We start from the raw sequence: 13,204 nt of genomic DNA, 5'->3' as shown, positions 1-13,204 counted from the left end.
TCACTGGCAGACGGCGTTCGCCATCACTATGCCGTTCATATTTTTGCTGATATCCAGGTGGTAATCCGCGCGGCAAGAGGCGCTTCCCCAGTTCACCAGCAGCAGGCCCTCTTCCGGCAGGCCGCTGAGGAAGACCTGGCCTTTATCGCCGACGATACTGGCCAGGTTCGCATCCTGCCCATCGACGCTTGCCGTCGCGCCAAAGGGCACGGGCTCGCCATTGCTACGCGTCAGCGTTAACAGCACGCGATAGCCCTTATGCGTGTCATACGCCGCGCGCACCACCGCATTACGCGTCGGGTAGACGGTCTGGTTGTTGAGCGGAATATCCACGTTGTCGGCAAACGTGCTGCTGTCGAGCGAGATATCGTAGCGATAATACGGCGTAACGTTGGGGATCACCGTATAACCCCGGAAGTCGGTGGCGACGCCGGTCTGGTTTTCAACCGAAACGCCGCTGGCGCCGGGCGCTTTAATTAAAATCGCCGCGCCGGTAATCGGCTGGCTCAGGGTAATACCGTTTTCGTGCGCCAGAATGCCGCCGCTGATGCCGTAGCTGACCTGTTGGCTATCTGGCGACTGATTGTAACCGGCGTTGAGATTGGCATAAGTGCCTTTGTAGCTGGCGTTTACCCCGCCGGAATCACCGTCTTGTGTGCTGTGGCTCTGCTGTAACGACCAGTTCAGGTTTCTGTCACGCAGCGCGGTGCCGCTAAGGGTGGTGCTGTTCACCGTGGCATCATGCTTACGCGTGTTCAGCATATAGCTGGCGTATAGCCTGGAATCGAACACCGTAAACGGAACGTGCAGCGACAGCGTGAACAGCCGATCGTTCTGGTTATAACGATCGTCGTCGTTATCATCATCGTCATTGTCCGAACGGTACTGGTAGGTGTTTTTGTTATAGCTGTAGCTCAGCGTATAGCTCACCGGACCCCAGCTATTGTTGTAGCTGGCGCTCAGGGATTCCATCTGCTGCGCGCTGTGCCAGTAATCTTCTTTTACCCAACTTAGCGTTAAGGAACCGAGCGTATCGCTAATTTGCTGGTTGACCGAAGCTTCGAAACGATTATGGCGCTTGCCGTAGTTATCATAAAAATCGTCGTCCGGGTTGATCACCTCGCTCAGCGAATTGTAGTTTTCGCTGGCGTAACGATAGCCGGCCAGCGAAAACGTGGTGCCCGTACTGACGACGCCCTTGCTGTAGCGGACGCGCCAGGATTGCCCGATTTCTTTGCGGCCATCGTCAAATTTGGCGTGCGACCAGATGCCGTCCAGGGAAATGGCTCCCAGCATCTGCATATTTTGCCCGACGCCGAAGGCGACGGACTGGTATTTATCGCCGGCAATCTGGCTGCCGCCGTACAGGGTGATGCCCCATGGCAGGCCGTACAGCAGGGTCGCCTGGCCGAAGTCGTCCAGCGTGTGGTTGTTATAATCGCGGTATTTACCCACGGTCACGCTGTATTTTGCCCGTCCGGTGCGCTGCAGAATCGGCAGCGAAGAGTAGGGCACGATAAAATGCTGTTCGCTGCCGTCGGCTTCTTTTACCGTTACGTCATAGTCGCCGTTGCTGCCGGTGGGAAACATATCGTTGATTTCAAATTCGCCCGGCGAAACGGCGGTTTGATAGGCGATATAGCCGTTTTGCCGCACGATAACCTGCGCGTTTGAGCGGGCGATGCCGCGAATCGTCGGGGCGTAACCACGCTGGCTGTTGGGCTGCATTTGATCGTCAGAGGTAAGCTGGAGGCCGCGAAAAGGTACGCTGTCGAACACGTCGGATGGCGTATTGCTGTCTCCGGCGGTGAACTGGCTTTTCAGCGCGATAATGTCGCGCTGTAAATAGTTATAAACGCTGTTCCAGCTACCGCTCTCGCCGTTATTTGAACTCCAGTTACTGTAGTTGCGAAAACGCCACGGCCCGAGGTTAAAACCCGGCTGGAGAGCGAGATACTTCGATTCCGCATCGTCGGAATCCTCACTGGAACCGTACTCTTTATAGCCGCTGAAACTGTAGTTCAGCATTAGCGCGGTAATCCCCTCCTGCCACTTTTCCGGCGGCACGTAGCCGCGCGCGTTGTTGGCGATGTAGAGTTGCGGGATGCTTACTGATAATGTCTGTCGCTGAAAATCAAACCGCTGGCTGGCGCCGGGGATAACGCTGAGATCGACGCAGCCTTTTTCACTCTCCAGGGTTGGAAAAAGGTCGGTTTTGACGCTGTTATCTTTTAGTTCCTGGAGCCGTAAACAGCCCTGTAATGCCTGTTGACCGTCACTGAGCGTCGTGAGTTGAAAATCAACGTTTCGCGCGCCGATTTCTGTTTTATTGATATTGATAGTGACGTAATAGGTGCCAGGCAGCTGGCTTTTGTCGTTATCAAATGTCGACAGATCGACGCTTGTGCGACTCGCCTGCCCATGGTTTTCAATAAATGCCGGATTGAAATAGTCGCGCGCCCATGCAACGTGTGCGAACGTGCTGCCCAGCGCGATACACACAGCGCAGCGCGATAAATAAAATACCCGGTGTTGCCTTTTGCGCATCGGCACTCTCATCCCTGTCACTCTTCTCAAGGCGTTTGTTTATGTTCGGGGCCAGTACCGCCAAAATCGTTGATGATAGACCAGACAATCGGGCCGCTGGCGGCGGCAGGCAGCGTGTACTGCGCGTTGCCGAAAGGCGCCACATAGCGCGGGGCTTTCACTTTTTGACTGCCAACGGAAAGGGTGGCGAAGTTCATATAATAGGGCGTGGGGTTCTTCACGGTGAGCGTGCGACCCTGACGCGACCACGTTAACCGATCGGCAACCTCTTCTGGTTTTTGGGTTAACGCTTTTGGCCGGTAAATCAGCTTAAATTCCGCTTTAACGGCCAGCATGAGCGTGTTGTGTTTATTGTCCGGATTGCTGCTGGGAATCGATTTAATATCCAGCCAGTACAGCGACTCGCGATCTTCCGGCAAATTGCCGCCGGTACGGATAATTCGTAGTACGTTCTTTTGCCCGCCATTAAGGCGAAAAAGCGGCGGGGTGACCATAAACGGCGCATCGCCGCTCACCCCTGTTTCGCTGATCGATTGCGCCCAGGACTGAATTAAATAGGGAACGTTGTCGTTATTGCTTATCGATATGGACGCATCTTTGGCATCGCCGTGAAAAATAACCCGCGTTGTGCCGATGTTTATCCCTGCGGCATGCGCCAGCGAACCGCACAACAGGCAACAAAGCAACCCTGCTTTAGCCAATGAATTCATTGATGACCTCAATAAACAAAGGGGCCAGCCGACGCTGGCCGCCAGGATCAGTTATATTGCAGATAGAATGTTGCGGTTGCATCGACCGTTCCCGACTTAACGGGAACCGCGGTGGAGATATAGCGGGCGGTGAAAGGCATTGAGAGTTCCGTCACCCCCTCTGTGAGCGCGACTGCGGCAGACCATGCCTGAAGATCGTTAAAGGTCATAGGGGTGCTAGATTTATCAAGAATTTGCACGCCAATATTCTCAGCATCATCCTCATTTTTCAGGATGGTCGCATCGGTTCCGTCGAGTGTGCCTTCAAAGCGCGCCTGTACACTGCTGTAGACGTTTGCGTCGCAGTTTTCGAGTTCGATGGTGAAGTCTTTATCCCCTGCCGTCTGCCCTGCGGCAGTAAAAAGAGAGGCAAATTCGTCCTGTAATGTCACCTCTACTGAATCCGTTTTTACCGTACAGGCGTTTTGCTTAATGAGGCCGGTGATATGTACGGTGCCGTCTTTGGCGGTGTCTGCCAGCGCGGCGGGGGAGAGGGTGATGGCAGCCAGTGACACAGTGAGTGTTTTTAAGGTGAGTTTCATTATCTTTGATCCTTTAAGATATTATAAATATTGACATAGTAACAATATCTATAGTGTGGGAAGTTATTGTTCTTTTTATTGCCGAATGAGTAAATATAATGTCCGATGATTTTTGCGGCGCGAAGAAAAATTCAGAATACATAAATATGAAATATTTATAATATATATTTAATCAATTATTTTGGTGAGGGTTTGTTTAATTGAATCGCCGTGATTACCCTTTAATGGGCCAGATTCTATGAAGGCTGTTAACAATTTTAAAAATAATGCAAATTTTTTTGAATAAAAAATGATCGTGGTCATAGTGTGTTGTCGGCCAAAAAAACATGCTGACATCATGCAGGATTGGAGCTCAATGGAGGAGAAGTTATGCTGGGATGGGTCATTTCCTGTCATGACGATCGGGCGCAGGAAATGCTCGAAGGTCTTGAAAAGAAGTATGGGCCGTTGGCGCAGTGTCGGGCGGTCAATTTCTGGCGTGGGTTAAGCGTAAATATGCTCAGCCGCATGATGTGTGACGCCCTCCATGCCACCGACTCCGGTGAAGGCGTGATATTTTTAACCGACATTTCCGGCGCGGCGCCTTATCGTGTAGCGTCGCTGATGAGCCATAAACATTCTCAATGTGAAGTTATTTCAGGTGTCAGCTATTCATTGATAGAGGAAATGCTTCCTTTGCGAGAGTCGATGAGCAGTTCAGCATTTCGCGACCAGATTGTCGCGCTTGGCGCACCGGATGTCACCAGTCTCTGGCATCAGCAGCAGAAAAATCCGCCTTTTGTATTGCTGCATGATTTGTATGAGTTTTGATCAATACCATTGACGACGCTTTTGCTACAATAACGGCGTTTTTTCGCCTCGGTTATGATATATGGTTATGCGCGTTGTCCTTATCTTGCTGTTCTTTTTCTCCGGTAATGTGTTGGCTGCCTTGCCCGCTCGTTATATGCAAACGACGAAAGACGCCGCCATCTGGTCGCAGATTGGCGATAAAATGGTGACCGTAGGGAATATCCGCGCCGGACAAATTCTTTCCGTAACGCCTGTTGCGGCTGATTATTATGCCTTTAAATTCGGCTTCGGTGTGGCGTTTATCGATAAAGGCCATCTGGAATCCGTGCAGAGAAAACAAAAAGTGGAAGATGGGCTGGGCGATCTTAACAAGCCGCTCAGCAATCAGAATCTGGTGACCTGGAAGGACACGCCGGTGTATAACGCGCCGGACATCAGTAGCGCCCCGTTTGGCGTATTAGTGGATAATTTGCGTTACCCCATTATTAGCAAGCTGCAAGGCCGGCTACACCAAACCTGGTATCAGATCCGTATTGGCGACAGGCTGGCTTATGTCAGCGCCATGGATGCGCAGGAGGACAACGGCATTCCGATTTTGACCTATCATCACATCTTACGTGATGAAGAGAATACTCGTTTTCGCCATACGTCCACCACGACTTCGGTTCGGGCATTCAGCAACCAAATGACCTGGCTTCGCGATCGCGGCTATGCCACGTTGACGATGTACCAACTGGAGGATTACATCCATAACCGCGCGAATTTCCCGGCGCGCGCGGTGGTTATCACCTTTGACGATGGCCTTAAATCGGTGAGTCGCTATGCGTATCCGGTATTAAAGCAGTACGGTATGAAAGCGACGGCATTTATTATCTCATCGCGTATTAAGCGCCATCCGCAAACATGGAATCCCAGATCGCTGCAATTTATGAGCGTGTTCGAATTGCGCAAGATAAGCGACGTTTTTGATTTTCAGTCGCATACTCACTTTTTACACCGGGTAGATGGGCATCGTCGCCCGATTTTATATAGCCGCAGCTACCATAATATTCTGTTTGATTTTGAACGCTCGCGTCGGGCGCTCGCACAGTTTACTCCGCACGTATTTTATCTTTCTTATCCCTTTGGCGGTTATAACGCGACCGCGATCAAAGCAGCAAAAGACGCCGGTTTCCATCTGGCGGTCACCACGGTGAGAGGGAAGGTGAAGCCGGGAGATAATCCGATGCTGCTCAAAAGGCTGTATATTCTGCGCACGGATTCGCTGGAAACCATGTCGCGGCTGATCAGCAACCAGCCGCAGGGATAAGGACTATCAGGCAACCTGTACCGGAATAGCTTTCGCGGTGCGCTTCATTTCGTTGTCGCCTTCAAAATAGGCCACTTTCGGACGCCATGTACGCGCTTCTTCATCAGACATGGTGACGAAGCTGGCGATAATCACAATGTCGCCAACTTCAGCACAGTGCGCCGCCGCACCGTTCACCGAGATGATTCTGGAGCCGCGTTCAGCCGCAATCGCATAGGTTGAGAAACGTTTCCCATTGGTCACGTTCCAGATATCAATCGCTTCGTTCTCCAGAATACCGGAGGCATCAAGGAAATCCTGGTCAATGGCACAGGAACCTTCGTAGTGCAGGTCCGCCTGCGTGACTTTTACGCGGTGGAGCTTGCCTTGCAGCATGGTGCGAATCATAACTTCTTTACCCTGTCGTTTACCTTGGCTAAGCAGGCGCTTGTGGCCTGCTTTGGAAATTCTCAGGCAGTATTGCCCGATTTTTAACCCCTGTCTACTGGGCTAATGTAACGCTTTGATTATCGATCAGACGCGCCTGACCCAGCCAGGCGGCGGCCAGAATCACTGCGCGTTTGCTGGTTTCCGTCAGCTCCTGCAGCGTGTCGGCATCACGAATTTGAATGTCGTCGGCACGGAAGCCTTTTTCATTCAGTTCCTGTTCGGCAATGGCGATAATCTCTTGCAGCTCACGATTACCCGCAATCAGTTTTTCAGCGATGCTATTCATCACGTTGTGTAGACCCGGCGCAATTTTGCGCTGCTCTGCGGTCAGATAACTGTTACGTGAGCTGAGCGCCAGACCGTCTTTGGCGCGAATAATCGGCACGCCGACGATCTCAATGTCATAACTCATATCCGCCACCATTTTGCGGATCAGCGCCAGTTGCTGGAAATCCTTCTCGCCAAAGCAGGCGATATCCGGCTGGATCAGGTTGAACAGCTTGCTGACGATGGTCGAGACGCCGCGGAAATGACCCGGACGGCTGGCGCCTTCCAGCATGGTAGAGAGGCCGGGAACATCAACGTACGTCTGGCCTTCCAGCCCCTGCGGGTAGATTTCCTCAACGGCTGGCGCAAAGACATAATCGACTTTGCGTTTGTTCAGCTTTTCACAATCTTCCTGCAGCGTGCGCGGATAACGCACCAGATCGTCCGGCCGGTCAAACTGCATCGGGTTGACGAAAATGCTGACGATCACCACATCAGCCCGGGCTTTTGCCTCATCGACCAGCTTCATATGGCCGTCGTGCAGGTTGCCCATGGTGGGAACCAGTGCGACGCGTTTACCTTCCTGACGCAGACGACGAATATGCTGGCGCAGCAGCGGCAGGGTTTCAATGATTAGCACAACAAAACTCCTTGAGTTGCTTGATGATCCTGCCCGATGGCGCTGCGCTTATCAGGCCTACATCCGTTGAGGATTGGTAGGCCGGATAAGACGCGTCGCGTCGCCATCCGGCACGGTCAGAAAAATTAGTGAAAGCTGTGTTCTTCGCCCGGATAAACGCCGGACTCCACTTCAGCCATATACTGCCGTACGGCGGCGCGCATGTCGCCCGCCTCGGCAAGGAAATTTTTCGCGAATTTGGGAATATGGCCGCCGGTGATGCCAAACGCATCGTGCATCACCAGGATCTGACCGTCGGTGACGTTGCCCGCGCCGATGCCGATCACCGGAATCGACAGCGCTTCCGTGACGCGCTTCGCCAGCTCAACCGGCACGCACTCCAGCACCAGCAGTTGAGCGCCAGCGGCTTCTAAAGCCAGCGCGTCATCCAGCAGCACTTGTCCGGCGTCGCCGCGGCCCTGAATTTTATAGCCGCCGAAGATATTCACCGACTGTGGCGTTAGCCCCAGATGACCACAAACCGGCACGGCGCGTTCGGTGAGCATTTTCACCGTATCAACCAGCCAGGCGCCGCCTTCAATTTTGACCATATTGGCCCCCGCACGCATCACGATAGTCGCGTTTTCACATGCCTGTTCCGGGGTGGCGTAAGCCATAAACGGCAGGTCGGAGAGCAATAGACAGTTGGGCGCGCCACGTCGCACGGCACGAGTGTGGTAAGCGATATCTTCCACGGTGACCGGCAGGGTGGAGTCGTGCCCCTGAATCGTCATGCCCAGCGAGTCGCCAACCAGCATCACATTGATACCTTCGTCGGCAAATAACTTAGCGAAGCTGTAGTCGTAGGCAGTAATTGTCGCGAAGCGTTTTTTCTCTTGCTTGCATTTCTGCAGCAGTGAAATGGTGGTGGGTTTCATAACGTTTCCTGATGGTAAAAGTTATATTTCCCGGCATTCTAACAGTCATATTCAGGGGGGCAATTGATTTAAGCAATCGTTTGGCGCTAAAGCAGTAAACGCTAAAGGGGAGGCGATGTTTTACCAGTGGGCGGGTTTTGCAGCACCAAGATGGGTGAGATGCTGATGCAGGCTGATACCATCCGGAAAGATCAGATCAGGAGCGATTTCGAATAACGGCCACAGCATAAAACCGCGGTTTTTCATGTCGTAGTGCGGTACGGTCAGACGGTCGGTGTTAATGACTTCATCGCCAAACAGCATAATGTCGAGATCCAGCGTGCGCGGCCCCCAGCGTTCGGCTTTGCGCACCCGGCCCTGTTGCAGCTCAATGCGCTGGGTATGGTTAAGCAATTCTTCGGGGGCGAGGGCGGTATCCAGCGCCACCGCGGCGTTCAGGTAGTCCGGCTGATCCTGTGGACCAAGCGGCGGCGTGCGGTAAAACGAAGACACCGTGACGATACGGCTATCGGGAATGTCGGCGATAGCCTTCAGGGCGGCATTGACCTGCTCCAGCGGAGAGGCCAGATTACTGCCAAGCGCGATATACGCGATCGTCATACGGTGCCCTCGCGGCGCGGCGCGCGTTTGCGCGGACGTGAACGGCGGCGGCGTGGAGCAGGATCGTCGTCCAGCTCGTTGAGCATCCCTTTTTGTTCCGGCGGCGCGGAAGCCTGAAACTCGGCCCACCACTGCGCCAGACGTTGCAGTTCAGTATTATTTTCCACCTGAGCGCGCAGCTCCAGTAAATCAAACGCGGCGCGGAATTTGGGATGTTCCATCAGTTTCCAGGCGCGTTTGCCCTGACGTCGCGACATCCGTAACTGAAGCTGCCAAATATCACGGGTAAGCGTGGTAAGGCGTTTCGGGATCGCCAGTGAACGGCAGGCCTCATCCAGCACGTCATTCATGGCCAGCGCGAAAGCGTCGTAATAGGCCAGACCGCTCTCCTGAGCGATTTTTTGCGCCATCTCCAGCAGCGGATACCAGAACATGGCGGCAAACAAAAATGCCGGATTAACGCGCATCTCGTTACGGATGCGGTTATCCGTATTCTTCAACACCTGCGCAATGATGCGTTCCATTGCGCTGTCGCCGTTTTCGGTGAAATAACGCGTAATGGTAGGAAACAACGGCTGGAAGAGGTTGTATTCCCGCAGTTGTTGATAGGTTTCAAAACCGTTCCCCGCCTGCAACAGCTTCAGCGACTCTTCGAACAGGCGCGCGGGAGGAATGTCGTTTAGCAAGGTTGCCAGACGCGGGATTGGCTCAGCCGTTTCAGGGCTGATACGCATATTGAGCTTCGCAGCGAAACGCACGGCGCGCAGCATTCGAACCGGATCTTCGCGGTAGCGCGTTTCCGGATTGCCGATCAGGCGAATCACGCCTTCTTGCAGATCCTGCATTCCGCCGACGTAATCGCGCACGGTAAAATCCGCTACGCTGTAGTAAAGGCTGTTGATGGTGAAATCGCGGCGCTGGGCATCTTCTTCGATAGAGCCGAAGATATTATCGCGCAGCAGCATACCGTTTTGCCCACGCTGGGAGGTCGTACGGTCGTTTTCACTGCCTTCATGATGACCACGAAACGTTGCCACTTCGATAATTTCCGGGCCAAACATCACGTGAGCCAGGCGGAAACGACGCCCCACCAGACGGCAATTGCGGAATAATTTCCGTACCTGATCTGGTGTTGCGTTGGTGGTCACGTCGAAATCCTTCGGCTTTTTGCCGAGCAGGAGATCGCGGACGCCGCCGCCGACCAGGTAGGCTTCATAGCCCGCTTTGTTCAGCCTGTACAGTACCTTGAGGGCATTTTCACTGATATCTTTGCGGGAGATAGCGTGCTGTTCACGCGGGATAATCGTCATATGTGGACGGGCGACGGCTTGTTCTGCCTCGCTCTCCTCGCGGCTTAACACCTTACGGCAAAAATTAGCGACTCGGGTAAAAATAGCGCACCTCGGTAGTGTCATACATTAATAAGATCAACTTACTCTGTGTCTTTCGCATTACGGCAGACGGGCGTAAGAGAGCAACGCGACCTGGGCTGTAAGCATCATTAACGCCGCAGCAATGCGAAAGACGATGAGCAAAAATAGCGGCTAATCATAGCTCAGCGAGACGCATTTGAGAATGCCGGATTTACATTAGCCGATGTGGGTACGGCTGTAAGCCTCCAGTGCGTCACCGCAAAGCGCAGCAACTCCTCAACAGACATCTCCTGCCACGCTACGACGTCGCGTTGGCCTAAAAAGCGCAATGCCTGGACCAGTACCGGGCGCGGATCGCCTGTCGCAAGCGCAGGGGCATGATTTTGCTTGGAAAGTTTAGCGCCTTGTTCGTTGAGCGCCAGCGGAAGGTGCACGTAACCAGGCGCACGCCAGCCAAACTGTTTATACAGCGAAAGTTGTCGGACAGTGGGTTCGATTAAATCTGCGCCGCGGACGATCTCCGTCACCCCCTGAAAATGATCGTCGACCACCACGGCCAGATTATAAGCAAACAGTCCGTCGCGGCGGTGGATAATAAAATCTTCGCTCGCCAGCTGTGGGTCAGCCTGGATGTCGCCGCGCAAGGCATCATGGAAACGCATCACCGGATGCTGCTGTTTAATTCTGACGGCGGCATTCTCCGGCCCGTGGCATAACGTCCGGCAATGGCCGTCGTAAATACCGCCCAGACGTTGAATGCGCGAGCGGGGGCAAGTGCAGTAGTAGCTCAGTCCCTGCTCGTGAAGCCAGGCCAGCGCCTCGCGATAAGCCTCATGACGCTGTGATTGCCATAAGACCTCGCCATCCCAGTGCAGGCCGTAATGTTCCAGCTGGCGCAGAATGGTCGCTGCGGCACCGGGAACTTCACGTGGGGGGTCGATATCCTCTATGCGAACGCGCCAAATTCCGCGTTGCGCACGGGCTTGTAGATAGCTGCCGAGGGCGGCGATTAACGAGCCGAAATGCAGTTCGCCGGATGGCGACGGCGCGAAACGGCCAATATAGTGTGAGTCAGTCATGCTGCGGGCAATAAAGAATAAGGCGGGAAAACTCCCGCCTGTCATAAATAGGGTAGAAACGAACGGGATTAACCCGCCATCTGTTTTTCGCGAATTTCAGCCAGCGTTTTGCAGTCGATGCACAGATCGGCTGTTGGACGCGCTTCCAGGCGGCGGATACCAATCTCCACCCCGCAGGACTCGCAATAACCGAAGTCTTCATCTTCCACTTTCTTCAGCGTCTTCTCGATCTTTTTGATCAGTTTGCGCTCACGGTCACGATTACGTAACTCCAGGCTAAACTCCTCTTCCTGCGCGGCGCGATCGACCGGATCGGGGAAGTTGGCGGCTTCGTCCTGCATGTGCGTCACAGTGCGATCGACTTCATCCCGGAGTTGATTACGCCATGCTTCAAGAATACGCTTGAAGTGCGATAGCTGGGCTTCGTTCATATACTCTTCGCCCGGTTTCTCCTGGTACGGCTCCACCCCAGCGATGGCGAGAATACTCAGGGACGATGTTTTACGGTTTTGCCCTTCTTGCATGTTGCTTCTCCTTAACACGCACTATCGATCCCCATGTTCGGGGGAAAATCAGGTCGCTATAAATAGCAGATGCTTTTCCGGATAGCAATTATCTAAACGTAACACTTGACAACCCTGTGAGGAAAAGCGTATTTACGCACGCGGCCAGAATACTTAATAATCAGGCTGTTATTCCACTACAACGTTATGGGTACTGGTTCGTTCAGTTCCATTTTTTGGGCTGAAAGTTCTGCTTTATAAGCTAAAACTTCCACGCCTTTATTCTGAGCCTCGCTCAATAGCTGCGCGTATTTTATATCGATATGACGTGCGGGTGAAAAACGTGTAATGGCGGAGTGCAGCACCGCGAACACCACCACCGCGCGATGACCTGCCGCCGCAACGCCCATCAATTCCCGAAGATGTTTTTGCCCTCGTTCGGTGATGGCGTCGGGAAAATAACCGTTTTCTTTTTCCGCTAACGTGACCGATTTCACTTCAATATAGCAGTCCGGGCGGAAATCTGCCTGTAACATAAAATCTATACGGCTGCGCTCGGCGCCATATTTGACTTCACTTTTCAGAATATTGTACCCCGCCAGCGCCGGCAGGCGATTCTCCTGAATCGCTTCTTTCGTTAGCTGGTTCGCCCGCAGCGTATTCACGCAAATGAATGCGCCGGATTGCGTTTCAGTCAATTCCCAGGTATGCGGATATTTGCGTTTAGTATTTTCTGATGTCGAATACCAGACGGTATCGCCAGGCGTGGCGCAGCCGGTCATCGCGCCGGTATTAGGACAGTGCAGCGTAAGCGTTGTACCGTCAGGGGTGATCACATCGGCTAAAAAACGTTTATAGCGCTGAATCAGCGTAGCGCGTTGTAAAGGGGGTGAGAATAGCATCGACATTCCTTCATTATTATTCGCCCAGCGTCCAGCGCTGCAGCTCGGCATAGCGGGTACGGCCTTGCCCATACGAAGAGGCGTAAAGCGCAAACGACGTGACCGGAAATGACCAGCAAAAGCCCGGCGGCGGGATAGCCACCGTATGGCTGGCGTCGCGCAGCAGCGTAATATGCGGGTGAAAAGGCTGCGGGCTTTGGTAACAACCGCTGCGGGCAGCCTGCGCGCGCAGCATATTAGCCAACTGCAACAACCCGCGCGGCGGCTGGCGCATCCCCAGCCACACCACGCGCGAACGCAGCCACTGGCCGGCGTCATCCAGATGTAGCGTAAAGCCCGGCTGGCGAATTCGTCCGGCCAGTTGCGCAAGCGCGCGCTGCTTATCGCTACTGACGTCGCCTAAAAAGGCCAGCGTCAGGTGCAGGTTCGCCGCTGCCACGGGGCGTCCGTCTTCAGACGCAAAATGGGCGGCGCGCCAGGCGATAATTTGCGCGCGCGCGTCGTCGGGTAAGTCAATAGCAAAAAACAGCCGTTTTGGCTCAGACATAGGGATAC

General features: G+C 53.7%; 14 protein-coding genes. 2 read left to right on the top strand and 12 right to left on the bottom strand.

What is annotated here, in order from left to right; all coding sequences use genetic code 11:
• Genes ACLJR2_RS00375 through stiA form a run of 3 tightly spaced genes read right to left on the bottom strand, consistent with a single transcriptional unit; the run spans position 1 to position 3,838 of the window.
• The gene (locus tag ACLJR2_RS00375; RefSeq protein WP_001231772.1) at positions 1–2,547 is read right to left on the bottom strand and encodes a fimbrial outer membrane usher protein; all 2,547 of its coding nucleotides are present in this window, start codon (positions 2,545–2,547) and stop codon (positions 1–3) included.
• Positions 2,548–2,573: 26 nt separating this feature from the next.
• Complete coding sequence (stiB, locus tag ACLJR2_RS00370) at positions 2,574–3,257, bottom strand: fimbrial biogenesis chaperone StiB (RefSeq protein WP_001086405.1); 684 nt, start codon at positions 3,255–3,257, stop codon at positions 2,574–2,576.
• A gap of 47 nt (positions 3,258–3,304) precedes the next feature.
• Positions 3,305–3,838 (bottom strand): Sti fimbria major subunit StiA, encoded by a 534-nt coding sequence (gene stiA / locus ACLJR2_RS00365; protein WP_000779125.1) that lies wholly within the window; start codon positions 3,836–3,838, stop codon positions 3,305–3,307.
• 369 nt (positions 3,839–4,207) lie between these two features.
• On the opposite strand from stiA, the gene ACLJR2_RS00360 reads away from it, so the two are divergent.
• Both ACLJR2_RS00360 and ACLJR2_RS00355 read left to right on the top strand, forming a co-directional pair.
• Positions 4,208–4,648 (top strand): PTS sugar transporter subunit IIA, encoded by a 441-nt coding sequence (locus ACLJR2_RS00360; protein WP_000901957.1) that lies wholly within the window; start codon positions 4,208–4,210, stop codon positions 4,646–4,648.
• A 61-nt stretch (positions 4,649–4,709) separates the two neighbouring features.
• Positions 4,710–5,939, top strand: a complete 1,230-nt coding sequence (locus ACLJR2_RS00355; protein WP_000245332.1) for a polysaccharide deacetylase family protein — start codon at positions 4,710–4,712, stop codon at positions 5,937–5,939.
• 6 nt (positions 5,940–5,945) lie between these two features.
• Here ACLJR2_RS00355 and panD read toward each other — a convergent pair whose 3' ends face one another.
• From panD to thpR, 9 genes are all read right to left on the bottom strand, one after another.
• Positions 5,946–6,326, bottom strand: a complete 381-nt coding sequence (gene panD, locus ACLJR2_RS00350) for an aspartate 1-decarboxylase (protein WP_000621526.1) — start codon at positions 6,324–6,326, stop codon at positions 5,946–5,948.
• Between the two features lie 94 nt (positions 6,327–6,420).
• The gene (panC, locus tag ACLJR2_RS00345) at positions 6,421–7,275 is read right to left on the bottom strand and encodes a pantoate--beta-alanine ligase (protein ID WP_000905350.1); all 855 of its coding nucleotides are present in this window, start codon (positions 7,273–7,275) and stop codon (positions 6,421–6,423) included.
• A gap of 125 nt (positions 7,276–7,400) precedes the next feature.
• Positions 7,401–8,192 carry a 3-methyl-2-oxobutanoate hydroxymethyltransferase gene (gene panB / locus ACLJR2_RS00340; RefSeq protein ID WP_106086759.1) on the bottom strand — a complete coding sequence of 264 codons (792 nt, stop codon included), beginning with the start codon at positions 8,190–8,192 and terminating at the stop codon, positions 7,401–7,403.
• Positions 8,193–8,312: 120 nt separating this feature from the next.
• Positions 8,313–8,792 carry a 2-amino-4-hydroxy-6-hydroxymethyldihydropteridine diphosphokinase gene (folK, locus tag ACLJR2_RS00335; protein WP_000150777.1) on the bottom strand — a complete coding sequence of 160 codons (480 nt, stop codon included), beginning with the start codon at positions 8,790–8,792 and terminating at the stop codon, positions 8,313–8,315.
• Entirely contained in the window at positions 8,789–10,186 is a 1,398-nt protein-coding gene (gene pcnB, locus ACLJR2_RS00330) for a polynucleotide adenylyltransferase PcnB (protein WP_203435626.1), read from the bottom strand. Before pcnB ends, folK begins: the two co-directional genes overlap by 4 nt.
• Before the next feature lie 161 nt (positions 10,187–10,347).
• Positions 10,348–11,244: a tRNA glutamyl-Q(34) synthetase GluQRS gene (gene gluQRS, locus ACLJR2_RS00325; RefSeq protein ID WP_001682576.1), complete on the bottom strand. Its 897-nt coding sequence runs from the start codon at positions 11,242–11,244 to the stop codon at positions 10,348–10,350.
• Between the two features lie 68 nt (positions 11,245–11,312).
• Positions 11,313–11,768, bottom strand: a complete 456-nt coding sequence (gene dksA, locus ACLJR2_RS00320) for an RNA polymerase-binding protein DksA (protein WP_001155232.1) — start codon at positions 11,766–11,768, stop codon at positions 11,313–11,315.
• Positions 11,769–11,944: 176 nt separating this feature from the next.
• A complete protein-coding gene (gene sfsA / locus ACLJR2_RS00315) occupies positions 11,945–12,649 on the bottom strand; it encodes a DNA/RNA nuclease SfsA (RefSeq protein WP_000899412.1) in 705 nt (234 codons plus the stop codon).
• Positions 12,650–12,665: 16 nt separating this feature from the next.
• Positions 12,666–13,196, bottom strand: a complete 531-nt coding sequence (gene thpR / locus ACLJR2_RS00310; RefSeq protein ID WP_001294178.1) for an RNA 2',3'-cyclic phosphodiesterase — start codon at positions 13,194–13,196, stop codon at positions 12,666–12,668.
• Positions 13,197–13,204: the final 8 nt, after the last annotated feature.

The organism is Salmonella sp. SAL03688, assembly GCF_046551895.1.
GTDB lineage: Bacteria > Pseudomonadota > Gammaproteobacteria > Enterobacterales > Enterobacteriaceae > Salmonella > Salmonella enterica.
Note: the sequence above shows the minus strand (reverse complement) of the source record. Positions and strands in the feature narration are given on the sequence as shown.

Excerpts from the sequence above, each read along its gene's own strand:
- ACLJR2_RS00375 (WP_001231772.1), bottom strand. The coding sequence starts at position 2,547 with ATGCGCAAAAGGCAACACCGGGTATTTTATTTATCGCGCTGCGCTGTG.
- stiB (WP_001086405.1), bottom strand. The coding sequence starts at position 3,257 with ATGAATTCATTGGCTAAAGCAGGGTTGCTTTGTTGCCTGTTGTGCGGT.
- stiA (WP_000779125.1), bottom strand. The coding sequence starts at position 3,838 with ATGAAACTCACCTTAAAAACACTCACTGTGTCACTGGCTGCCATCACC.
- ACLJR2_RS00360 (WP_000901957.1), top strand. The coding sequence starts at position 4,208 with ATGCTGGGATGGGTCATTTCCTGTCATGACGATCGGGCGCAGGAAATG.
- ACLJR2_RS00355 (WP_000245332.1), top strand. The coding sequence starts at position 4,710 with ATGGTTATGCGCGTTGTCCTTATCTTGCTGTTCTTTTTCTCCGGTAAT.
- panD (WP_000621526.1), bottom strand. The coding sequence starts at position 6,326 with ATGATTCGCACCATGCTGCAAGGCAAGCTCCACCGCGTAAAAGTCACG.
- panB (WP_106086759.1), bottom strand. The coding sequence starts at position 8,192 with ATGAAACCCACCACCATTTCACTGCTGCAGAAATGCAAGCAAGAGAAA.
- folK (WP_000150777.1), bottom strand. The coding sequence starts at position 8,792 with ATGACGATCGCGTATATCGCGCTTGGCAGTAATCTGGCCTCTCCGCTG.
- gluQRS (WP_001682576.1), bottom strand. The coding sequence starts at position 11,244 with ATGACTGACTCACACTATATTGGCCGTTTCGCGCCGTCGCCATCCGGC.
- dksA (WP_001155232.1), bottom strand. The coding sequence starts at position 11,768 with ATGCAAGAAGGGCAAAACCGTAAAACATCGTCCCTGAGTATTCTCGCC.
- sfsA (WP_000899412.1), bottom strand. The coding sequence starts at position 12,649 with ATGCTATTCTCACCCCCTTTACAACGCGCTACGCTGATTCAGCGCTAT.
- thpR (WP_001294178.1), bottom strand. The coding sequence starts at position 13,196 with ATGTCTGAGCCAAAACGGCTGTTTTTTGCTATTGACTTACCCGACGAC.